Annotated in this window: 21 protein-coding genes; 8 read left to right on the top strand and 13 right to left on the bottom strand. The window is 65.4% G+C overall.

Annotated features, from left to right (window positions below):
- Positions 1-13: 13 nt before the first annotated feature.
- The 4 genes from LT970_RS13625 to LT970_RS13640 all read right to left on the bottom strand — a co-directional run bounded on the left by LT970_RS13625 (position 14) and on the right by LT970_RS13640 (position 7,727).
- Positions 14-2,380: a PQQ-dependent sugar dehydrogenase gene (locus LT970_RS13625; RefSeq protein WP_232688735.1), complete on the bottom strand. Its 2,367-nt coding sequence runs from the start codon at positions 2,378-2,380 to the stop codon at positions 14-16.
- 162 nt (positions 2,381-2,542) lie between these two features.
- The gene (locus LT970_RS13630) at positions 2,543-4,264 is read right to left on the bottom strand and encodes a Na+/H+ antiporter NhaC family protein (RefSeq protein ID WP_232688736.1); all 1,722 of its coding nucleotides are present in this window, start codon (positions 4,262-4,264) and stop codon (positions 2,543-2,545) included.
- A 123-nt stretch (positions 4,265-4,387) separates the two neighbouring features.
- On the bottom strand, positions 4,388-6,280 hold the full coding sequence (locus LT970_RS13635; RefSeq protein ID WP_232688737.1) for a hybrid sensor histidine kinase/response regulator: 1,893 nt from the start codon (positions 6,278-6,280) through the stop codon (positions 4,388-4,390).
- Positions 6,281-6,527: 247 nt separating this feature from the next.
- Positions 6,528-7,727: a site-specific integrase gene (locus LT970_RS13640; protein WP_432419619.1), complete on the bottom strand. Its 1,200-nt coding sequence runs from the start codon at positions 7,725-7,727 to the stop codon at positions 6,528-6,530.
- Positions 7,728-8,029: 302 nt separating this feature from the next.
- Between LT970_RS13640 and LT970_RS13645 the strand changes: the two genes are divergently transcribed.
- Together LT970_RS13645 and LT970_RS13650 are read left to right on the top strand one after the other, a co-directional pair.
- The gene (locus tag LT970_RS13645) at positions 8,030-8,215 is read left to right on the top strand and encodes a DUF4177 domain-containing protein (protein WP_232688739.1); all 186 of its coding nucleotides are present in this window, start codon (positions 8,030-8,032) and stop codon (positions 8,213-8,215) included.
- Positions 8,208-9,275, top strand: coding sequence for a DUF7972 family membrane protein (locus LT970_RS13650; protein WP_232688740.1), 1,068 nt, complete (start codon positions 8,208-8,210; stop codon positions 9,273-9,275). Before LT970_RS13645 ends, LT970_RS13650 begins: the two co-directional genes overlap by 8 nt.
- Before the next feature lie 90 nt (positions 9,276-9,365).
- Here the strand turns inward: LT970_RS13650 and LT970_RS13655 are convergent, their stop codons facing one another.
- Positions 9,366-10,457 (bottom strand): DUF7972 family membrane protein, encoded by a 1,092-nt coding sequence (locus LT970_RS13655; protein WP_232688741.1) that lies wholly within the window; start codon positions 10,455-10,457, stop codon positions 9,366-9,368.
- A gap of 269 nt (positions 10,458-10,726) precedes the next feature.
- Positions 10,727-11,710: a hypothetical protein gene (locus LT970_RS13660; RefSeq protein WP_232688742.1), complete on the bottom strand. Its 984-nt coding sequence runs from the start codon at positions 11,708-11,710 to the stop codon at positions 10,727-10,729.
- Positions 11,711-12,162: 452 nt separating this feature from the next.
- Between LT970_RS13660 and LT970_RS13665 the strand changes: the two genes are divergently transcribed.
- The 4 genes from LT970_RS13665 (at position 12,163) to LT970_RS13680 (ending at position 15,569) form a co-directional block, all read left to right on the top strand.
- Positions 12,163-13,734, top strand: a complete 1,572-nt coding sequence (locus tag LT970_RS13665) for an HTTM domain-containing protein (RefSeq protein WP_232688743.1) — start codon at positions 12,163-12,165, stop codon at positions 13,732-13,734.
- Between the two features lie 71 nt (positions 13,735-13,805).
- The gene (gene sod / locus LT970_RS13670; protein WP_232688744.1) at positions 13,806-14,408 is read left to right on the top strand and encodes a superoxide dismutase [Mn]; all 603 of its coding nucleotides are present in this window, start codon (positions 13,806-13,808) and stop codon (positions 14,406-14,408) included.
- A 49-nt stretch (positions 14,409-14,457) separates the two neighbouring features.
- Positions 14,458-15,114: a hypothetical protein gene (locus LT970_RS13675; RefSeq protein ID WP_232688745.1), complete on the top strand. Its 657-nt coding sequence runs from the start codon at positions 14,458-14,460 to the stop codon at positions 15,112-15,114.
- Between the two features lie 32 nt (positions 15,115-15,146).
- Positions 15,147-15,569: a Rieske (2Fe-2S) protein gene (locus LT970_RS13680; protein ID WP_232688746.1), complete on the top strand. Its 423-nt coding sequence runs from the start codon at positions 15,147-15,149 to the stop codon at positions 15,567-15,569.
- Positions 15,570-15,603: 34 nt separating this feature from the next.
- Here the strand turns inward: LT970_RS13680 and LT970_RS13685 are convergent, their stop codons facing one another.
- Together LT970_RS13685 and LT970_RS13690 are read right to left on the bottom strand one after the other, a co-directional pair.
- On the bottom strand, positions 15,604-15,906 hold the full coding sequence (locus LT970_RS13685; protein ID WP_232688747.1) for a hypothetical protein: 303 nt from the start codon (positions 15,904-15,906) through the stop codon (positions 15,604-15,606).
- Positions 15,907-16,209: 303 nt separating this feature from the next.
- Positions 16,210-16,803 carry a hypothetical protein gene (locus tag LT970_RS13690; protein ID WP_232688748.1) on the bottom strand — a complete coding sequence of 198 codons (594 nt, stop codon included), beginning with the start codon at positions 16,801-16,803 and terminating at the stop codon, positions 16,210-16,212.
- Between the two features lie 196 nt (positions 16,804-16,999).
- Here LT970_RS13690 and LT970_RS13695 point away from each other — a divergent pair, with 196 nt between their 5' ends.
- Positions 17,000-17,509 carry a hypothetical protein gene (locus LT970_RS13695; RefSeq protein WP_232688749.1) on the top strand — a complete coding sequence of 170 codons (510 nt, stop codon included), beginning with the start codon at positions 17,000-17,002 and terminating at the stop codon, positions 17,507-17,509.
- Between the two features lie 28 nt (positions 17,510-17,537).
- Here LT970_RS13695 and LT970_RS13700 read toward each other — a convergent pair whose 3' ends face one another.
- The 3 genes from LT970_RS13700 to LT970_RS13710 all read right to left on the bottom strand — a co-directional run bounded on the left by LT970_RS13700 (position 17,538) and on the right by LT970_RS13710 (position 20,099).
- Positions 17,538-18,242, bottom strand: coding sequence for a DUF4396 domain-containing protein (locus tag LT970_RS13700; RefSeq protein WP_232688750.1), 705 nt, complete (start codon positions 18,240-18,242; stop codon positions 17,538-17,540).
- A gap of 63 nt (positions 18,243-18,305) precedes the next feature.
- Positions 18,306-19,631, bottom strand: a complete 1,326-nt coding sequence (locus LT970_RS13705) for a permease (RefSeq protein ID WP_232688751.1) — start codon at positions 19,629-19,631, stop codon at positions 18,306-18,308.
- 189 nt (positions 19,632-19,820) lie between these two features.
- On the bottom strand, positions 19,821-20,099 hold the full coding sequence (locus LT970_RS13710) for a hypothetical protein (RefSeq protein WP_232688752.1): 279 nt from the start codon (positions 20,097-20,099) through the stop codon (positions 19,821-19,823).
- Positions 20,100-20,388: 289 nt separating this feature from the next.
- On the opposite strand from LT970_RS13710, the gene LT970_RS13715 reads away from it, so the two are divergent.
- A complete protein-coding gene (locus tag LT970_RS13715; protein WP_232688753.1) occupies positions 20,389-21,573 on the top strand; it encodes a hypothetical protein in 1,185 nt (394 codons plus the stop codon).
- A gap of 137 nt (positions 21,574-21,710) precedes the next feature.
- Here the strand turns inward: LT970_RS13715 and LT970_RS13720 are convergent, their stop codons facing one another.
- Complete coding sequence (locus tag LT970_RS13720; protein WP_232688754.1) at positions 21,711-22,019, bottom strand: hypothetical protein; 309 nt, start codon at positions 22,017-22,019, stop codon at positions 21,711-21,713.
- Between the two features lie 47 nt (positions 22,020-22,066).
- Positions 22,067-22,294, bottom strand: a complete 228-nt coding sequence (locus LT970_RS13725; RefSeq protein ID WP_232688755.1) for a hypothetical protein — start codon at positions 22,292-22,294, stop codon at positions 22,067-22,069.
- Between the last annotated feature and the right edge of the window lie 36 nt (positions 22,295-22,330).

The following is a 22,330-nucleotide window of genomic DNA, read 5'->3' on the forward strand; positions in this document are numbered from 1 at the left end:
ACTCGTCGCGGTGTCACTCCTCGTCGTCGTCGCTACCCCGGTTGAGCAGCATCGCGCCGGTGCCGAGGGCCGCGGCCGCGGACGTGAGCACGCCGAACCCGGGCGTCTCCATCCCGGTCGCGACGCCCCCGCCGCTGTTGCCGTTCTCGGAGTCGTTGCCGTTCAGGGTCTCGTTTCCGGCGGTGTCGTTGGTCGCGCCGTTCTCCGTCGTTCCCTTGCCGGTCACCGTGTCGTTACCGGTCACCGTCTCGTTGCCCATGGTGGTCTCGTTACCCGTCGTCTCGTTGCCGGGAGCCTCCGTGGTGCCGGCCGCTCCGCCGGACTCGTCTTGCTCCGGCGGCACGAGTTTCAGAACGGATCCCGAGTTGCCCTCGGGCACGCCGCTCTTGCTGACGAGGACGTAGATCTCGCCATCGCGTCCCCTCCCGAACATCCGGACGTACCACTGGAAGTCGCCCGCGAACACGAGTTCCTCCATCTGCCAGAGTTCGTCCCGCGGAACGACCTCCGGGCCCTCCGGCGGCACGCCGTCGGTGGTCTGGTTCCCACCAGCGTCCGTGGTCTCCATGGTCGTCGTCTCGTTGCCCATGGTGGTCTCGTTGCCCATCGTCGTTCCACCATCGGCCGTCGTCTCCATGCTCGTCTCGTTCCCCGCCGTCTCGTTGCCCGGCGCCTCTGTGGTCTGGGTGCCGCCGCCGTCGCCGCCTTGACCGATATTCTCCGGGGGCGTCGCCGCGAGCACGCGCCCGCCCGGCGCCTGCCCGGCGGGGTTGCCGTTGTACTCCCCGAAGATGTACTTGCCCTGGAGGCCGGAGATGGTGGACTGCTCGTAGCGGTGTCCGCCGACGATGACCACGCCGACGCGGTTCCCCTGGTAGACGTGCGGGTACTCCACGATGGGGTCCTTGAGCTCCGCGCCGTTGTACGGCGCGTCACTCGGCGCGGTGTCCGGACACTCCGTGATGGCCTCCGGGTCACTCGGGTTCGCGGTGCTGAAGCAGTGCGTCCCCTCCTTGACGTTCCAGCCGTAGTTGCCACCCTTCTCGACCACGTTGGCCTCCTCCCAGAGGTTCTGGCCGGCGTCGGCCTGGAACAGGTTGCCCTCGCTGTCGAAGGAGATGCCGAACGGGTTCCGGAACCCGTACGCGTAGATCTCGTCGTAGACGCCTTCCACGTCGACGAACGGGTTGTCGTCCGGGATGCCGTAGGGCTTCTCGCCCTCCTGGCTGTCGACGTCGATGCGCATGATGTCCCCCATCATGTTCGTCACGAGGTCCTGGGCGTTGCCACCGTTGTTCGTCTCGTACCAGTCGGGCGCGTGCCCGTAGAAGTCGTCGTTCGCGCCGCCACCGTCCCCCATCGGGTAGTAGAGGTAGCCGTCCGGCCCGAACGCCATCGGCCCCGCGTCGTGGTTGTACTGGGGCGACGGGATGCTGAGGAGTTTGCGCTCGCTCTCGGGGTCCGCACTCGTCATGTCCTCGTTGGCCGTGAACTCCGAGAGCACCTCGATGTGGTCCCAGTTGATGTCGATGAGCTCCTGGGTCGGCGGCGCCGAGTAGTGGAGGTAGAACTTGCGGTTCTCCGCGAAGTTCGGGTGGAACGCGAGACCGAGCAGGCCACGTTCGTCGTAGGCCTGGTCCGGACTCGCGTACAGCCCGTAGAACTGTCCGAGTTCCACCATCCGTTCCTGGATGTTGATGAACGGCTCCTCCATCCGGCCGTCATCCGTGATGATCCACACCTGCCCGGTCTGGTCGGTGACGAACTGCCGCCCGCTCCCATCCTCCGGGTACGCGAAGTCCGTGGGAGCCGTCATGCCCGTCGCGACCATCTGCGTGCCGACCTCGGTGCCCTGGTCGAAGAATCCGCCGCCCGCCGGCGGCTGCTCGGTCTGTGGCTGCTGGGTCGTCTGCATCGATCCGCTCACCGCCACGTCACCCACCATCGTCGTCGGGTGGACCTCACACAGATACGTCGCCATCTCCGGCGTCGCCGTGAACGTCACCGTCTGTGTCGCGCCCTGCTCGCTGATGATCTCCGAGCGCACGAGCGTGTTCCCGCTCTCACTCCGGATGACGAAGTTGTGGGGCTGCCCGTCGACGTTCTCCCACGTGAGTTCGTACTCGGTGCCCGCCTGCAGGTCGAGTGTCGGGTTCTCCTGTCCGGAGATCGCCTCCGGCGACCGTCCAATCCACGCCGATACGCGTCCGTCCAGCCGATACTCCGCTGTCTCCTGCGTGTTGAGCATGCCGGAGAGGCCGAACGCGACGCCCGCACCACCGATGCCCGCGAGAACGCTCCGCCGCGACGTCGTCCAGTTCGTCTCCTCACTGTTCTCCACCTTCTCCGTTGGCTCACCAGCCTCGTTTGGTTCTGCCATAGAGTACGTGTCTGCTCCGGAATGCTTTGTTAGTGACAACGATACGAACGGCGTTCGCAAGTAACGGTAGCTGATGGTTCACGAACCTGTCGTTACTCCCACACCAGAATCGGCAGACAACTCGCCGATTTGCCCGAATTCCGAGCGAAAAATCGGCCGCTTTCAGTACGGAACTATCTGGAATCCTTCCGGCACGACAATCCCCAACACGAGGAAGAGGAACGCGGCGAGCGCAGCGCTCGCGAGCGCGTACGGGATCTGGGTCCGAACGTGGACCATGTGGTCACTGCCGGACGTCGAGGACGCGAGCACCGTGGTGTCGCTGATGGGGGACGTGTGGTCACCGAAGATGCCGCCGCTGAACACCGCGCCGAGCACCAGCGGCAGGTTCGCCCCCGTCGCGAACGCCAGCGGAATGGCGACTGGGAACATGATACCGTACGTCGACCACGACGACCCGTCGGAGAAACTGACGAAACTCGTCACGAGGAACACCGTCACCGGCACGACGAACGCGGGAATCCCGCCGAACGTCGTGGTGATGAACGTCGCGATGCCGAGCACCGTCACCGCGTTCTGGATGGAACTCGCGAACATCAGGATGATGGCCGCGAGCAGAATACCCTTGAAGCCGACGAGTGCGGCGCTCGTCGCGTCGTCGTTCGAGGGGATGTTGCCCTGCGCGCGGTACATGACGAACGCCAGCGCGAACGCGGCGAACGACGCGACGCCAAGCTGGACGCCGCCGATGTTGAACGACAGCGGCCCCGCGGGCGGTGTGACGAGTTGCCAGCCGAACACCTGGAGGAGCGTCGTGCCGGTCGCGCCCTCGACGTACAGCACGGGGCTCGACCGCCAGAACATCGCGCCGAGACCGACGATGATCATCGTCGCGATGGGGACCGCGAAGTTCCGCCAGTCCGGGGTCGCGCCCTCGTACATCTCGTACTCGTCCATCTCCTCGGAGATCATCGGGTCGTCGTCCGGGCCGACGACGCCGTCGCCGGCGTGTGCGCGCTCTTCTTCCTCGCCCATCTCGAAGACGTTCGGAACGACCTGCCACGCCACGAGCGCCGCGATGCCGAGCGCGAACCACGAGTAGAATCCCGTGAACAGCGTGTTGAAGAACAGCGGCCACACCGCCCCGGTCACCGCAGAGCCGTTGTTCACGAACTCACCCATACTGGGAGGAAGTGTCCCCTGGCTCGCGGCCTGCTCCAGGCCGGCGCCGATGAACCCAACCATCGCCGCCCCCCACGTCGAGTAGAACGCGAGGCGCGCCGCCGGCGACCCCGCGGAGTCGACGTAGTACGCGAGTTTCGCGCGCGACACGTTGTACGTGTCGGTCAGCGGACGCATCATCGAGCCGACCACCAGACAGTTGAAGTAGTCGTCGATGTGGATGGCGATGCCCGCGAGGAACGCCGCCTTCTCCGCGTCAGCGGTGTTCTCGACGCGCGCTGCGAGCGCCTCGAGGACGCCCTGAATCGCGCCCGACCGGATCATCAGACCGATCATGCCTCCGATAGCGAACAGCGCGAGCAACACGTTCTCGACGTACCACGAGCCGAACAGCGGCGCCGTCGCGATTATCTCGGGGACCGCCTTCAGGCCGAACAGCGCGCCGAGAAGGACGCCGCCGAGGCTGACCGTCCACGGACTGCCGTCTTCGGCCTGCGGGTACACCTCCGCGAGCTGTGGTCCCACGGACACGAGGTCCGCCGGAACACCGACGTACGAGGGGTTCAGCGCACCGTACACCACGCCAGCAGCCACCACTCCGATGAACAACCCGATGAGCGCGTCTCGGGTTCGCCAGGCAAGACTGATAGCGAGTAGCGCTGGAACGAGCGATAACACGCCGGCCTCGATGCCTGGTGCCATACCCCTCCGTAATCCCATCTTTCGGTAAATACCTTCGGAGAACTCGGAACAAGTGTTGTCCAAACACAAGGTTCGGGACGCTCCATTCCCAGAACCGTCCGCGCGTCGACGGTCAATCCCAGGTCACTCGGCGGGCTCGCTATCCACGAACTCGGCAAGTTCGCCGTCCGCGGACTCCCCTGTTTCGACGCCCGTGACGTCGAAGCACGCACCCCCGGACTCGCTCTCCGAGACCTCGACGTCCCAGCCGTGTGCGTCCGCGATCTCGGAGACGATAGAGAGTCCGAACCCCGTCCCGTCCTCGCTCGTGGTGAACCCGCGTTCGAAGACCCGTTCGCGTTCCTCCGGGGGAATCCCGGGGCCGTCGTCCGCCACGAAGAACCCATCGGACGTGACCCCGACACGGACCGTGTCGCCGCCGTGCTCTGCCGCATTCCGGAAGAGATTCTCGAACACTCGCTTCAGACGCTCGGGGTCCGCCGACACGACCCCGTCGTCCGTGACCTCGAGTTCCGCGTCGTCGGCCGCCACGCGGGACCAGCAGCGGCGGGCGAGTGACGGAATCGACACGCGCTGGCGTTCGGTGACGAGTTGGCCCTGGCGGGCGAGCGTGAGCGTCTCGTCGATGATCGTCGACATCCGGTCGAGCGCGCCCGACACCTCCTCGAAGTGTTCGTCGCCGCCCTCCTGGCGGGCGAGTTCGAGACGCCCCTCCGCGACGCTGAGCGGCGTCCGCAGGTCGTGGCTGACGATGCCAGCGAACTCCTCTAGGCGCTCGTTCTGGCGCTCTAGCTCCTGGGTTCGCTCGCGGAGTTCCTGCTCGGTCTCCAGGCGAGTGAGCGCCTCTCGGCCGTGCCCCACGAGGAGTTCCGCGAGTTCGCGGTCGACGTCGTCGAAGGCCGCTTCCTCCCGGGAGACAGTCTGGAACGAGCCGATGGCGGCGATGGGCACGGTCAGCGCCGACCGGTACTCGGGGTCCGCGGGCGTGATGTCGTACGCCGCGAGGTCCTCGACCAGAATGGTCTCCTGCTGGTGGAACGCGCGCGTAGCGAACGTGTCCTCCTCGAGCGGCGTCTCCTGGTAGTATCCCTCCGTGTCGAGGTCGAGCGACCACGCCTCCTGGACCAGTACGTCGTCGTGGAGGATGTCGACCGCGACCAGGTCGAAGTCGAGGATGCGCTCGGCGGCGTCGACCAGGATGTCGTACACCTCCTCGGCGCAGTCCGCCGCCTCGAGGTCGGTCGCGGCCTCGTGGAGCGCGGCGAGCGCGTGCCCGCGTTCGTTCCGGTCGGTGGCGTCCCGGACCGTGCAGACGAGTTCCTCCCGGTCGGTCGTCGCGAGCGTGTGGTCCTCGACGAACGTGGTGCCGTCCTTGCGCAGGCCGGTGGTCTTCCCGCGCCACTTTCCCCGGTCGTGGAGCGCGGGCAGTATCTCGTCGGTGACGCGAGGAATCTCGTCGTCGGGGTACAGCTTTCGCCAGTGTTCACCGACCAGTTCGTCGATATCGTAGCCGTAGAGATCAGCGTACGCCTCGTTCAGGTAGATGAAACACTCGTCCGAGTCGAGGATGCTGATTCCCTCCTCGGCGGCCTCGATGGCGTCGAGTTGGCGCTGGCGCTGGGTCTTGGCGTCCGCGGTGTCGACGTAGTTCGACACGCGGTTGGCGAGAATCGTGTACTGGTCGGTGCCGCCTTCCTTCTGGAGGTAGTCCGTCGCGCCCGCGGAGATGGCCTCGCTGGCGACCTCCTCTGAGCCCTTCCCTGTGAACAGCACGAAGGGGAGTTCCGGGTGGTCCTCGCGGACCGCCTCGAGGAACGCGATGCCGTTCGTCCCGGGCATATCGTAGTCACTAACGACGCAGTCGACGTCTCGCTCACGGAGCACTTCGTGGCCTGCCGCCGCACTGGTCGCGGTGAGCACCTCGATGCGGTCGTCCTCGCGCTCGAGGAACTCCGCCGCCATCTCCGCGAAACCCGACTCGTCGTCGACGTGTAGCACGCGGATTTGGTCGGTCATTGCCGACAGATTGTCACACATTGTTAACAATGTTGGCAATCGGTTCGTCGCGGGGCGCGGCAGTGAATGTGCGGACCAGCGCGGGCACAGAACGCTACTTCCGGACGCCCCAACCCCAGGAGACAGTCGTCATCCCGCTGAGTTCGTTCCCGACCGTCACCAGCGGTTCCTCGACGGGACAGCGCCGACCGATAACGTCAAATCGTGGTCGCTACACGGCAATCAGGTGGATATATTCGTATAGAGTTTACATTCCGCCGAACGCGTCGCTGAGCGCCGAACGCATGTGCTTCCGGCGGAGTTCTCGGCGTCGGTCCTCCGAGAGATAGTTCCGGTGAACGACGCGCGCGCTCGAACTGCCCTGCTCCTCGGCGACCGCCGAGAGGTTCTCCAGGACCTCGGCCTGCGCCGTCGCGTACGTCGCGTACCAGAACCGCCGGCCCATCTTCGGCGTCGGCACCGCACCGTCGACGCGCACCTCGGCCTCGCGGGCGAGAGACTCGAAGCGGTTCGCGACCGTCTCCGTGACCAGATGTCCGCTCGCGGAGCGCGCCGACGGGAACAGGTAGCCACCCCAGTCGTCCACTGCAAGTTCGTCGATGCGGCGCTCCAGGGCGTCGACGCCGAACAGAAGTGACACCGTCCCGGGGCCGTTCTTTCGCTCCTCGAATTCGAGGTACGGCGCGCCCTCCTCGGGGGAGAGTTCGAGTTGCGAGGCGTGGAGCGCGGCGAGTTCGTTCGGGCGCAGTCCCCACCCGGCGAGCCCCACGACGAGGAGGACCTGTTCGGGCGTCGACGCCGTCTCGTGGAGGGTCCGGACGTCCGCGGCGTCGAGCGCGGCGTTGTCGGGTTCGCTGCGTTCCCAGTCGAACTCCTTCTCGGCGCGCCGCAGGGGGTTGTACGCCGCGCGGCCGGAGTCCACCAGCCACTCGTACCACCGGCGGACGTCGCCGAGGTATTTGAGTTTCGAGGCGTCCGTCGACAGTTCGTCGTTCAGTACGTCGAAGACGGCGAGCGCGCGGCGGCGGCCGTCGAGGCGGTCGGCCTCGTCCTCGACGGGACCGACCAAGTCCGTGGTGTCGTGAACCTCCGCGTACGTGCGCGCGTAGCGAGCGAGTCGCGACCGCACCGTGTCAGCCGTCGAGTCGGCCATCCGCCGGCGTCGGCGCACGTCCACGTAGGTTTCGAGGGCCGACACCGTGGGTTCGTGGCCGATGTCCCACGCGAACCCGCGCTGGCTCTCGAGGTCGATGCCGTCGAAAAAGTCGCCGAGCGTAGTGTCGTGGTGTTCGCGGAGCGCGTACGCGATGCCCGAGAACCCGAGGTCCACGAGCGTCTCGTAGGTGGGGCGCTCGTGGGGGTCGTGGCCGGCCTCGCGGAGCGCGGGCGCGATGGTGTCCCAGTACGTCGCCTCGAGTTCGGGGAGCGTCTGTCGGCTCCAGTTGATCTGGTCGGTCATCGTCAGCGTGGGTCTGCATCGCCCGCGCTGGGGGTTCGCTCGTGAGATGCGCGGGGATATCCCTATTCTGTGGTTTCGTGTTTACCAGGTAAGTGTTTCGCTAAGTAGATTGTCTGGTCTGGACAACCAAACTAAGCTGTTACTGGTGTTGTTCCCGCCATATCATCGTAAACTCTATTCTACAATACGGAATTATGGAAGTCCCAGTGCCTAGCGCGAAGCGCCCGGAACACCGCTGAACGCCCAGCAGAGCCATTTTCCTGCGTGTCGTACTCACCAGACGAGCGAAAATGGCACAGAAATGGGAGTACCAGACGCTAGAGCCGCCGAAGGGACTGACCAAGCGGGAGACCGTCGACCCGACCGAGGAGATGAACCGACTGGGTGCGCAGGGTTGGGAGTTCGCGGGCACGGTGAGCTACGACCGTGGCGGTACGAAACTACTGTTGTTCAAGCGACCGGTTGGCGATGAGTGACGGCTCGGACTCGGGGGACCGGTCGACTGGAAGTGACCGGCCCGACTCGGAGGACTCAGTCGCCGAGGGTGACGTCAGCACGGCGAACACGCTGCGCGAGCGAACGGACGTCGACGCGTACTGGTTCTGGGTGCTCGTGTCCGCCAACCGGTGGGTCGTCGCCGGCGGCCTCGCCCTCCTCGTGTTCGCGGCGTTCGTGCTCTGGGGGGTGTCGAAGCCGGTGCCGCTGAACCAGACGATGCAGACCAGCGACATGGTCGAGACGGTGTTCAGCAGTCTCGTCGGCGCCATCATCACCGTCACCACGCTCGTGGTCTCCATCAACCAACTCGTGCTCTCCCAGGAAATCGGGTCGCTCGGCACCCAGCGCAGCAGGATGGACACGACGATGGATTTCCGGCAGAACACGGACGACCTGCTCGGCGAAGTGTCGCCCGCCGACCCCGCGGCGTACCTGAGTGCGCTCATCGGAACGACCGAGCAGCGCGCAGTCGCCCTCCGGGAGACCCTCGCCGGGCACGAGAACGACACACTCCGCGAACGCGTGGACGAGTACGTCGGAGACCTCTCCGAGAACGCCGAGCACGCCCGCGCCCACCTGTCGGGAAGCGACTTCGGGACGTACGACGTGCTCGCCGCCGCGCTCGACTACAACTACGACGTGAAGATGCACGACCTCCGGCGACTCGGAATGAACCACGAGAGCGAACTGTCGAGCGAGGAGCGGGCGGCGTTCCGCGACCTTCTGGAGGCGCTGACGATGTACGGCCCGGCGCGCGAGTACGTGAAGAACCTCTACATCCAGTGGGCGCTGGTGAAACTCTCGCGGGCCATCCTGTACGCCACCGTGGTCGCGCTCACGGTGGCCGGCGGCGTGGTGGTCTTCGTCGACGCGACGACGTTCACCGGGACGGTGCTCGGCGTCGAGACGATGCTCTGGTTCGTGAGCGCCGCGTTCGCCGTCTCGACGTTGCCGTTCCTCCTGTTCGTCTCGTACATCCTGCGACTCGCGACCATCGCGAAGCAGACGCTCTCGGTGGGCCCGCTCGACCTGAGTTGAGGGGGAGTCTGCGTGGGCTGACGTCTGCGGTGGCTCATTCGCCTGCGCTCTCCGGATGTATCGGCGTGCTTCGAGCGCGGTCCCGGGCGGTCACTCGTCGTCCATCTGCTCTAGCAGTTCCCAGTCGTGGGACTGTTCGGCGTCCGTCCAGTCGAGCGAGCCGATACTGTCGCCCTTCTGGAGGATGAACGGACCGGCGGCGAGCGTGCGGAGCGTGACGGCGGACGCCCGGATGATGTACGCGGTCAACAGGAGGTAGGGTGCGAGCGCGACCGTGTACGCGAACGTGACCGAGATGAGGAGCGGCGACACGCCGAAAAAGGAGACGTCGGGGAACAGCGCCGCGTCGAGGGCGAGCATCACGTAGGACGTGAAGACGATGACGGGCAGCGAGACGTACAGCAGTCGCGTCGAGAGGTGCGCGAGTTCCCGCTTGTAGTAGAGGGATTTGAAGTACTCGCGGCCGGTGCCCATGGATTTGATGGTGTCGATGATCTCGTCCACCTGTGCCTCGGCCTCGTCGCTTAGGGTCCCCTCGTGTTTGTTCTTGAGGCTCCGGGCGGCCTGGAGTTGGCCAGAGTAGTTGTAGTTCAGGCCGGCCAGGAGCACCTTGAACGTCCCGAATTTCGCGGTGCCGAGCGTGCTCCGGGACTGCCGCAGGTCTCTAGCGACGTAGTCGGCGAACTCCTCGACTTCCGCGCGGAACGCCTCGTTGTCGCTGTCCTGGGCGATCACTTCGAGGTCGTAGACCTGCGTGGCGACGGCGTACATGACCGCCTGCAGGAAGTCCGCGGGCCGCGCCGGCGTGATGTCCGCCTGGATGAACCCTTCGATACGCCGGTGGTAGTCCAGGGATGCGGTGATGCGCTGTTCCTGGTCCTCGAGGTCCGTCATCTCCTGGGACAGCACGACGGAGTTGATGGAGACGACGATGGAGACGAGCAGAATCGCGCCGCTGAGCAGCGAACTGAACAGCGTGATGCCGGTCGACGTCTCGGTGAGGAGGCGGCGCATCTCGACGGGTAGGACGAACGAGAGGCCGATCAGCACCACGAACACGAGCACCATCAACGCGACCATCACGGAGAACCGGCGGCCGGTCAGGAGGAACCACCGGACGAGTGGGTTCTCCTCGGGAACCAGCAGCGTCGACCGCAACTCGTCGAAGCGACGCTCACTCATGGTCGACGCTGGCCGGCGCTGTCGCGTTCCCCCACCCCACTCGACGGTCGGTGTCCACGACCCGCGTTCGTGTCACCGCTGGAAAAGTTCGTCGCGTGTTCGACCCATCCGACCCGGAACTGGTAGCGATACGCGACGATGGCGTAACGTCACAGTCACGAAGCCACTGGGAGCTGCGGACTACTCGGCCCGCCGGTGAGAACCGACACGGCACTCGACTGTGTGCGCCGGTGACCGCGCTACTGGTAGCCCAGTCCGGCGCGGGGCGGCTACGCGAACGGCGTCGCCAGTTTCAGCCAGTCTCTGGCCACGTCGCCGACGCCACGCCCCAACGCCCCGACATCGTGGTAGAACCACTCACCGCCGCCGTATGCCGCGACGAAGGGTTCGTCGGTGCGGTGGCCGATCCGGTCGTCCAGAGAGGGGTCGATGGGGACGAGTTCTCGGCCGCCCAGCACCACGGAGTCCGGTTCGTAGGGAAGCGCCGGCACGTCGGCGGCGGCGACCCCGAGGAGGAGGTGGCCCGACTGGAACAAGAGCGCGGTCTCGCAGTCGAAGGCCGTCGACAGGAGGCCGGCGAGCAGGTGCGTGAGGTCCTTGCAGTCGCCGACGCCGGCCACGAGCGTCTCCGGAACGGTCCTGTTGTAGTCGTACGTGTCGAGGGTCGCGGCGTCGCGGGCGTAATCGACGTGCTGGACGAACCGCACCAGTTCGACGAACCGCCGGCGAGCGTCGAGGTCGCCGAGTACCGGCGATTCGCTCGCGTCGGTTCCGGCCTGTGCTGGCTGCGACGTCCGGCGGGCGTCCGCGAGGGCGTCGACGAGACCCCGGACAACCGGGCTCGAGAGCGACTCCTCGTACGTTTTCACGTACCCGCGCTCGCCGGCCACGGCGGCCTCGTAGGTGGACCGGCGGACGCGATACGGGACCGACCACTCTGCCCCCCTGGAGCCCTGCCAGCAATACGCGAGGGCGTACTCGTTGTCGTCGAGGCGTCGCTCGAAGTGGTTCTCGGTGGCCGGCCCGGGCGCTGCGACGACGCGGTCAGCGGGTTCCGGGTCGGCGCTCGACGTTCCTGTCCACCGGTACGGTCGCGACTCACAGAGGTACGCCGGGCGGTCGGTGTCCGCTTCGGGTTCGACGCGCACCTCGTAGAACCACGCGCCCGACGGAGGGTCGTTCCGGGGGATTCGGACGCGAATCGTCTCCGAAGCGCCAGCGTCGACTCTCAGCGCCCGGTCGCTGACGCCCACACTCACGGGTTCTCGGTCCGGGTAGGTTCGACGGACTACGGCGACACGAACCCGGCTGTGAGGTGCGCGTCCGGTCACGGCGACGTTCGCGGTCGTTTTCTCCACGCCCGTCACCCGTCCCGTCACACCCGTCGCACGCGGTAAGCGCGGCTTTCCGCGTGCCGTGTAGTCGGTCGTGACGCCGACGTTCTGCCGCAGAAATTCGAGGACGTCTCGCCCCAGTAAGGCTCCGCCTACTCCCGCACAGCGGGCCAGAAACTGGCGGCGCTCCATGGCGAGGCTTACCTCAACTGGGGGTAAGTCTTGTGGTTGAGTAACATAGTGTTACAGGAGGTAATGTTGTCCTACACCCGCCGACCAAGGGAGGACCCCTGACTGGTGCGGAAGTCGAGAAGACTCGAGAGGTCAGGCAACCGGCACGCTGTTAACCCAGACGGGCGAACGCGCACACGATGAGCGCTCGCGCTCTCGGGTCGCAGATCCAAACAGCAGTGGCTCGCCGCGTGAGCGTCGACGCGCGGGCGCTGGCGGCGTTCCGTGTCGGCGTGGGCGCGCTGTTGCTCGCGGACCTGCTCTTGCGGGCGCGGCACCTCAAGGCGTTTTATACGGACCAGGGAGTGCTGCCGCGGGCGGTGCTGGCCGAACAGTATCCGACGTTTGCAGCGTTCTCCCTGCACGCCCTATCGGGCGCAGCGTGGTTTCAAGTCGTGCTGTTCGCGGTGGCAGGCGTCGCCGCGCTCGCGCTCCTGATAGGGTATCGAACGACGCTGGCCACTGTCGTCTCGCTGGTCCTGCTCGTGTCCCTCCACGCCCGGAATCCGGTCGTACTCAACGGTGGGGACTCACTGTTCCGCCAACTCCTCTTCTGGAGCGTGTTCCTGCCGCTGGGCACGCGATGGAGCGTCGACGCTCGGCACCGCCAGGCCGCGAACGAACAGTCAACGCCGTCCGGGGCGAGCGCCGCGACGCAAGCAGATAGAACATCCTCGAAGGAGGGTGAGGTGGCCGGACAGAGCGGAGGCCCAGCAGACCATTGGACGGCGCTGGCGCCCCGGGTTACGAGCGTGGCGTCTGCGGCGCTGTTGGTCCAGGTGGTGTTGGTGTACGTGGTCAACGCGGTGTTGAAACTCCGCGGGGACGCCTGGCTGTCGGGTGACGCGGTGCGGGTGGTGTTCGCCCTCGACCAGTTCACCGTGTTCCTGGGGGACGCCCTGGCGCAGTATCCGGCGGTTCTCGAAGTGGCCAGCCACGTGTGGCTGGTGTTACTGGTGTGTTCGCCGCTGTTGCTGGTAGTGACGGGGTGGCGTCGGGCGGTGTTGGCGGGCCTGTTCGCGAGCGTCCACCTCGGCATGCTGCTCACGATGCAACTCGGCCTGTTCCCGCTCATCTCGATGGTCGCGCTCGTCCCCTTCCTCCCGCCAGTTGTCTGGGACTGGGTGTCCGTGCCGTCGGTCGCGCTCCTCGACGACCTCGCTGACGCGCTCCCCGCGTTCGCAGACCACTCGCTGCCAGAGCAACTCTACCAATGGGCGGGGACCGTGGTTCCGGCGGCGCTCGCGTGTCTGCTCGTCGTCGCGCTGGCGTGGAACGCCGCGTCCCTGGGCTTCGTGACGATTCCGGACTCGGTCAACCCGGAACCAGGAAACGAGCGTCCGGACTATCGGTGGAACATGTTCGCGCCCGAACCGCTGAGCGTCGACGGGTGGGTGCGCGCGCCCGGTCGACTGGCGTCCGGAGCGCAGGTCGACGCGTTCCACGGCGGCGCCGTCAGGTGGACGAAACCGCCGGACGTCGCCGCCACCTACCCCACCGCGCGGTGGCGGAAGTACATCGCAAACGTGTGGCGCGGCAACGGCGATACCCTCGAGCGCGGCTTCGCGGACTACCTGTGTGCGCGCTGGGACGCCAGCCACGAGTCCGACCTGGTGAACGTCTCGGTCTACTACGTCGAAGAGCCGGTGCGTCTCGGCGCGCCCGACCCCACCGAGCGCGTGGAACTGTACTCCCAGCCCTGCCCCTCGTAGCGTGTCAACGTTCCAAGTGAAACGCGTTTCCGGAAACCACCAAGGGGGCGGCGCGTCTCCATCCGAGTGCGATGTCTGACTACGAACTGCCGCCGCTTCCCTACGACTACGACGCACTCGAACCGCACGTCTCCGAGCAGGTGCTCACGTGGCATCACGACACCCACCACCAGGGCTACGTGAACGGCTGGAACGCCGCCGAGGAGACGCTCGCCGAGAACCGCGAAGCCGGCGACTTCGGCTCCTCCGCGGGCGCTATCCGCGACGTCACGCACAACGGCTCCGGCCACGTTCTCCACTCCCTCTTCTGGCAGAACATGAGTCCGGAAGGCGGCGACGAGCCGTCGGGCGACCTCCGCGACCGCATCGAAGCGGACTTCGGCTCCTACGAGGCCTGGAAGGGCGAGTTCGAGGCCGCCGCCTCGGCCGCGGGCGGCTGGGCGCTGCTCGTCTACGACAGCCACTCCGAGCAGCTCCGGAACGTCGTCGTGGACAAGCACGACCAGGGCGCGCTCTGGGGCAGCCATCCCCTGCTGGCGCTCGACGTCTGGGAGCACTCCTACTACTACGACTACGGTCCCGACCGCGGCGACTTCGTCAGCAACTTCTTCGAGGTCGTCGACTGGGGCGAACCCAGCGAGCGCTACGCCGAAGCCGTCGAGCGCTTCGAGTAGGCCGCATACCCCCGAAGGCATTTGTGATTCGGCTTTCATTTTTTGTGTGATGTCCTCCAGACGTCAGTTCCTCCGCAATGCGGCCGTCGCCCTCGGCGGTTCGGTCGCGACCGCCGGTTGTACCAACGTTCCGGCCAGCAGCGGCGACCCCGACGAAACGCTGCCCTCCACGAGTTCGACACCAGAAACCTCGAGCGAAACGATGACCGCCACCAGCACCGATAGCACGACGACGGCCCGCGACCGACGGCGGATTGTTCGCGGCGAAGCCGACCCGATAACGGTCGAGGAGACGATTACGGACTCGAAGTACGTGTACGTCGAGTCGAACGACACCGTACGCTACTCGGCGATCTCGTCCGGTGACGGGGTCCTGGAGTACGGGTACGAGTCGTTCGACGACTGGGCGCGCGGCGAAGGCGCGGGGATCGCCACACACGCCGTCTACGACCACGTCGACGAGCGAGTCGACGGTAGATACGGCGGCGGGTACGGCAGCGGCCCTGACGGGTCAGCGGTCATCACCCTGCGGGTGACGACGCGCGTCGACAGCGACGGGAACGTCGTCTCCGAACCGGAGGTGTCGTTCGCCGAATTGGTTGCCGTCGCCCCCCGGAGTGTGACCAGCACCATCCACTTCGCCGGACACACGGCGACGCCCACTCACGAGGTGTGGGTTCGGCACGTCGTCCGCCAGAACGGCTAAACTCAAGGTGGCGGGTCACGCCACCACCGGGCATGGAGGACGCGACGGAGCTCGTCGCCGTGGCGGACGTCCCCGAGCAGGGGTCGTGGTTGTTCACGGCGCGCGAGTGGAACGGCAAAGAGGAGGAGGTGATTCTCGTGCGCCTCGCGGACGGCGTCGTGGCGTGGAAGAACTTCTGCCTGCACGAACCCGACCAGCGCCTCGACCGCGGGATGGGCGCCGCCATCCGCGAGGACGAGATCATCTGCCCGCGCCACGGCTCCATGTACGACGCCTGCACGGGCCACTGCGACAACGGCGAGGCCGCCGGCACCGACCTCGTGGACGTCGACATTGCCGTCGAGGACGGCGTGGTCTACCTGACGGACGACGAACTCGAGTTCGCCCACGAGGGCGGCATTCAGGACGACGATGACGACGACATGCCGGGGTCGTCCTCGCACCTCCAGTTCTGAGGGCGCCGACGGAGCGCCGTGGCCAGCGAGCGGGTCACGGGCCGCGGTAGTAGCTTCGCTCGCCGTGCCCGGCGTCCACGATGCGGCGCTCCAGCATCCCGTTGTCCACGAGGGTGTCGAGGATGGAACTCACCGTCGCGAGGTCCAGCACGCACCCGACAATACTGTCGAGTTCGGGTTCCTCGACGTTCGCCTCGGACCACCCAGTGTCGATGACCGCCTCGGTGATCTCGAGGACGTTGTACGCTTCCTCGTGCTCGTGGAGGAAGTGGACGATCTCGTTCTCGATGGAGTAGCGCTCCTCCCCCTGCTCGAACTGCGTCTTGCTGATGGGCACACCGGGTGTTGGGTGTCGGCGTCCGATAGCGTGTTTACCGAGACGTTGCAGTCAGTCGGCTATCGGCGTTCGTGTGTACAGATGGTTGGTTGTGCGGGTTTCAGGGCGGGCGGCGTCGTGGCGAATCGGCTTCTTTGGGGTGTGTTAGGGTTCGAGAATAGGGAAAAGGGCGTGTACACGGAAATCGGTGTTTCGTGTGCACATTCAGGAATCGATTTCTCAGCGCATCTGACCCCGTGGAGTTGTGTGTAGTTAGCCTAGAAGAGAACCAGTGTTGAAGGAAAAATCTCAGTTCTGGTCAGACTAGCTTTCTGTTTCGGCGGAAGGAAACGTACTATGAAGAATTCCGAAGATAAAGACAACTTGATTCAGAGAAGGAGAGGGATCATAATAAGAGACCGCGAGGTAAGCAATCAGGAGGAGTGTTGACGCTCTGGTGGCGTTTTTCCCTACGACCTCTGTATCAGAGATGCCGAGGGAATCAGCAATCCATAGCGATATAGAAACTGTAATCTCAATTCCTGCTTCGGCCAACCAGTCTGGTTCTGACTGATTCGCGGTGCTTTTTCGTGTCGTAGTTGCCGTAGAGAGACTAACGGCGAGTTCCTTCGATGGCTGGTTCAGGGTTGCGAGAGATGCAGCAAGTTCCTTCGATGGCTGGTTCAGGGTTGCGAGAGATGCAGCAAGTTCCTTCGATGGCTGGTTCAGGGTTGCGAGAGATGCAGCAAGTTCCTCCGACGGCTGGTTCAGGGTCGCGAGAGACGAAGCCAATTCCTTCGACGGCAGGTTCAGAGTCGCGAAAGATCTAAAGATCGATGAACTCGCCCGATCCATATCGGAGTCCGAGTTGCTCTTTTTCTCGTCCGACGGGCCGGACTCCTCATCTGAATCTGTCATCCGGTATCACTCGTCCTTCTACCAAGTGAGGGTTCGGTATGAACGTTTCTCACACAGTCGCCGATTTTCATATGGCGGTGTGTCCGCTGTTCTGGCGAACAGCGGTGCGGCGTGTTTTGAATTGGTGGCCTTAGCCACACCCTCGAAGTGACACTCCGGCGGAACATTGACGTGCCGACACTGAGTGGCCTCGCGTATGTCGGGGGACGAACGCGACGACCACGGGGCAAACGGCCACAGGAAACGCCACACCCACCCGAAACCGCACAACCGGACCGGGACCGCGCAGTTCAACGGCCTCGCCGTCATCTTCCGGGTGCTGTCCCGGGTCATCCCGCCGAAGTTCTTCGACGTGATTTTCGGCGCGGCGACGGTCGGCGGTGCCGGCGCGGTGGCGTACTGGCTCTGGACCGACGTGCAGGCGAACTTCCCGAGCGAGGCGTTCAGCATCCCCGAGTACGTGATTCCGGCGTTCGTGGCGTTCGCCGTCGGCGCGGTGTACCTCGGACTGCGTCGCGACTCCCAGTGCCCGCAGTGCGGTGCGGTGTTCTCGCTGCGGCGCGAGGAGGTCGAACTGGAACGCGACCAGCACCCGGAGGCGCCCGACGAACTCCTCGTGCGTCGAGACGCCTCGTGTGCGCAGTGTAGCTATGAGAACGGGGAGAAGTTCTGGCGGGAGGAGTCCGAGCAACCCGAACTGCAGTAGGGGCGGCGGTGTCGACACCCGGGGCGCGTCAGGCCATCCCGTGCTTCCAGCCGATCTTGACCAGCAGCGCGTTCATCGGGTACGTGAAAACCGCGCCGACCAGGAGGCCGAGCGCCCCGAAGCCCCAGAACGCGGCCTCGGTCGGGTCCGGGGGCGGATGCCCGGCGACTGCCGGAGTGACGTACCGCATCACGAGTCCCATCCCGAGCATCACCGTAATCATCGAGAAGAACTCGGCACGCCCACCCTTCAGGACGGCCTCGACCCAGCCGATGTCCTCCATCTTCTTGAACGACACCGACTGGAACAGGAACCATCCGAACGCGAACCCGACCGCGTACTCGACCCAGAACTCGACCCAGAAGGAGGTGTCGAGCAGGCGCATCGCGGCCATCGCGGTTATGATACCGAGGCCGTCTCCACCCACGCAGTGGACCACGGCCCCGGTCACCTTCCGGCGTGGCTTCGAGACGTACTCGTGGTGGGCCGACGCCGCGTCCTCGCCCTCCACGTCGGCGATACCCGGCGGGCGACACGTCCACCAGTAGAGGGCGAGTCCGATCACCGAGAAGAAGAAGACGATGATGGGCCACGCCCCCTTCAGCGCGGTGTTCACGTTGGTGTTGACCGACAGCGTGTCGCGCAACACCCAGACCGCGCCGAGCAGTCCGATGGTGTACCAGGGAACGACGAACCACGGTTTCGTGAGGAAGTTCAGGAACTCGAAGGTCATGGGGTATCGTGAATCGCTAGGTGGTTCTCCGGCGTTTCGCCGGGGCGATGTTCGAGTGACCGGTCAGTCGGCGGGGTGAGCGTGCTCGCCGTGTCCTTCCTCCGCGACGTCCGAGCGGTGGAGCCAGTAGAGGACCAGGAAGAGTCCGGTCGCGAGGACGTTGAGCACCAGTTTGTACCCCATCTCGATCTCCACTTCCGCGATGGTGACCGCCGACGGGTCCGGGATGATGCCCGCGCCGAGGAACAGGAAGTGGATGACGAACCCCGTAAGCACCGCCGCGGCGAATATCATCCCCGACAGGACGGCCGCGAATTTCGTGCCGTAGTACTCGCGGTACGCGTCCACGATCGGCGGCACGATGAGGTCGGCGTAGATGTAGGAGAGCACCGACCCGAACGGGAGTCCGTTGCTGAACAACACCGCGGCGAACGGAACGTTCCCCACCGAACAGACGAACGTGGCGACGCCGATGCCAGCGCCCAGGACTGCAGTCCAGAAGACGTACACCGGTAGCCCGAACGTCGCTCCGGAGAACACCGTCGTCCAGACCTGCTCGGGGATGAACCCCGCGACGAGACCGGCGAACACGAACCCGATGGCGATTTCGTCCCAGAGCATCCCCCACTCGGACCACTGCTTGTCCGCCAGCGCCTTCCATCCCGAGAGCGACGTCGCCTGCTCGCGGATGGTCGTGTTCGCTTCCTCGGGGTCGAAACTGTCCTTGCAGGACGCAGAGCAGAAGTAGTACGTCTGGCCGTCGTGCTCGATAGAGTAGTCGGCGTTCTCCGGGTCGACCTCCATCCCGCAGACGGGGTCCCGAGCGGTCAGCGTGTCCTCGTCGAGGACGTTCTGGCGCGCCTGCTCGACGACCTCGTCGGGGACGAGGTAGATGAATCCGAACGCCATCAGGCCGATGAGCATGAACCCGCCGACGATGTCGGCGAGCAGGAACTGCCAGCCGAGCAGGAGCCAGATGACGACGCCGATCTCGATGACGAGATTCGTCGACGCGAACATGAACGCGCCGAGGGTGGCGGCGGCGGACCCGCCCTTCTTGAAGAGGTTCTTCGCAGTGGCGATGGCGCTGTACGAACACGACGAGGAGACGAATCCGAACAGCGTCCCGTAGCCGAGTTCCCGCGGGCCGTGACCCTCGAGGAGGTTCGAGATGGTCTCACCGGAGGTCCAGGCTTCGACGCCGCCGGCGATCGCGAACCCGATGACCAGCGCCCACCACGTGATCCACGCCATCGCGGCGGTCGTCGTCACGAACTGCCGTGTGCTCTCGACGAAGAACGTCGACAACGGCTTCGTCGTGGTGAACACGCCGATGGCGACAGTCGCGAGCGCGATGACCGAGAGTATCGCGTAGTCCGTTCGGTCCATGTCTCTAAATACGGGTTACCGGACTAACTCGATTGTGGCACGAATCTTCGGGGTGTCTCGGTGCGTAGATTTTGAAATCCAAAGTTCGCTCTCGCTGTTCAGGGCGGACTCAAACCGTGGTGAGTACGCGAGGGAGTCTGGACGCCGTCGTCACAGGAAGCGCTAGTGGGTCGGTCCGGCGACCCGAGATTATCCCTCACGTTCGAGCAACTCCTCGGCGTCCTCCTGCAGCGACTCCTCGAGGCCGCCGGTCTCCGCGAGCGTCGCCAGCAGGTCGTCACAGTCGGCGTCCGCCATGCCGTTCAGCGCGCGGCGGCGCAGCGACCCGCGCAGGCCACTTAGTTGCACGAGCAGCGCGAGTTTCTCGCACTCGCCGGCCGAGATCAGGTCGTCGATCGCGTCCTCGCGTTCGTGGCGGCTCGGCGTCTTGTTCACCGCCGTCCTGAAGTTCTCCTTCGCGGAAGCCATCGTCCCCTGTACGACGGCCGTATCGGGAATAAGTTCTCCGGCTGAAACGGCGAGAGTGTGTTGTTTGGTGGGGACGAACCTGGAGAAACGAGTCTGTGATTGGGGCGCAAAATCGATGGAGACGATGACTCGTGTGTACATGGTGGTGGGTGTTCGGACGTCGAAGCAGTCCCGGTTCGTCGGCCGTCGTCGAAGGCCCCGCTACAGCGACAGAGAATCAGGAGACAAGGTAGGGAAGACAATCGGTAGACCACGAAGTATTTACAGTGTTACATTGTGGTTTCGTTTTATGAGGTCCCCGACACGACGCGCGGCGCTCGCCGTCTGCGTCGCCCTCCTCCTCGTCACCGCCGGCTGTAGCGGCGGGACGACCCCGACTAGCACTACCACGTCGCCCGACACCACCACGACCGGTGCCACCACCACGACCAGCGCCCCGGCCACCACAACTTCGACCGGCACCTGGTCGCCGAACGCCAGCGTGGAGCAGTACCCGCCGGGCGTCGCGGCGAACGGCACGCTCACGAACCGCACCACCCTCCTCAACGCGCACTTCGACGCGACGGCGAACGAATCGGTAGTGCACACTATCGAATCGAAGACCGCGAACGAGCACGTCGTCCGCCGCTTCGCACACGCCGCGGGCGGGATGCCGACCTACCGCACAGTCAATCGCACGACCGACGGAAAGCAGTTTGTGACGGAGTCCTACCTGACGCGCTCGAACTGCTACAGCCGGGCCGCCGTCCCCAACCGAACGGTGTACACCGTCACGCAGAACTCCACCTCCTACGGCAACTACTGTAGACCAAACGGCCCATTCGTGGGCCCACGGCTCCACCTCGATTCCGCCCTCATGGCCGGGAACTACAGCGTCAACGGCACCGTCGAACGCAACGGCCGGACGCTCGTCCAACTCACCGCCGACGAACCCTCGAAGAAAGCGAAGGAACTGTCGACGACGTCGTACGAGGGGACGGCGCTCGTCACGCCCGAGGGCGTCATCTACAGTGTCGATATGTCCATGGTCCAGGAGATCGACGACAGCAAAGAATCCTACGAGGAGTCGATGACGCTCGACACCAGCGTCGACTGGTCCGGGCCGCCGCCGTGGATGGGCGACCTCCCACATCTCTCGATCTCGGTGGTCGAAGACGGGCACGCGCTCGAAATCCGGAACACCGGCGGGCCAGCCCTCCCGGCGAACGTGTCGTTCGAGGTCTACGTGGAAAACGCGACCGAGCACCGGGTGCCCCACATCAGCCCTCTTGGCGAGCACGGGACCGTCACCACTGACGCGCGACTCGAGTCCGGCGACGCCGTCTACGTGACTGCGGGGGCCGATGGAAACGCCTCGTCGTTCGCACTCCACAACGAGCAGGCGCGCGGGGAGTACACCTTCACGGCCGTCATGGTGTACGGTGAGCACGGGAACACCGTCTACTCGCTGGTGACGGGCACTCGGGGCTGGTGAACGAGCGAGAGAACTGACGTACCGCGGGCACCGTTCGGGGTTACTGCTACGCTCCGGGACGGTCTGTCTGCTTGTCTGGCGAACAACGGTTCGAGGTTTTTTTGATCAGTGGCCTTAGCCACACGGTCCCGACAGCGTCACGATAGCCGTCGCGCAACCGCGCGAACGCCCGCGCCGAGCGCGACGGACACGCCGTAGAACGCCAGCAGGATGGCGAGATACAACACCGGGTTCGTCGACGCAAGGTCGAGCGTGGCCGCGTTGAGAAGGTTCACCGCGATCACGACGAGGTAGCCCGGGAGCGCGAGGGCGCGAACCACGGCGAGGAGTGCGCTGCCGTCGGGAATGTCGACGAGAGCGACCACCCAGAAGGCGCTGAGTAGCGCGAATACCACCCATACCGACGGGTGGGTCAGCGCGCGTCTCGCTCGCGGATTGACTGCCATGCGTGGAGCGACAGAGCTAGTTCAGATAACTGTTCTGCCAGGCCGGCCTACCCCGCGAGTTCGAGGAGTTCGAGCAACAGTTGCGGAATGGCGAGCAACAGCACGCCGGCGACGATGAGCGCGGCGGGAATCCACAGCAGCGACCAGTTCGCGAACAGCCAGAGCGCCAAGCCCGCGAGGACGGCGAGCAGACCGATGATGCGGAAGAGCCACACGAACGCGCCCTCGAGTCCGGCGTCCTGTGCCATCTCCGCGGCTTCGAGTACTTCGTCCATGTGCAGCGGCACTCAGCGGAGCCACTTATGTCGTCG

Origin of the sequence: Halobacterium zhouii, assembly GCF_021249405.1 — an archaeon.
GTDB lineage: Archaea > Halobacteriota > Halobacteria > Halobacteriales > Halobacteriaceae > Halobacterium > Halobacterium zhouii.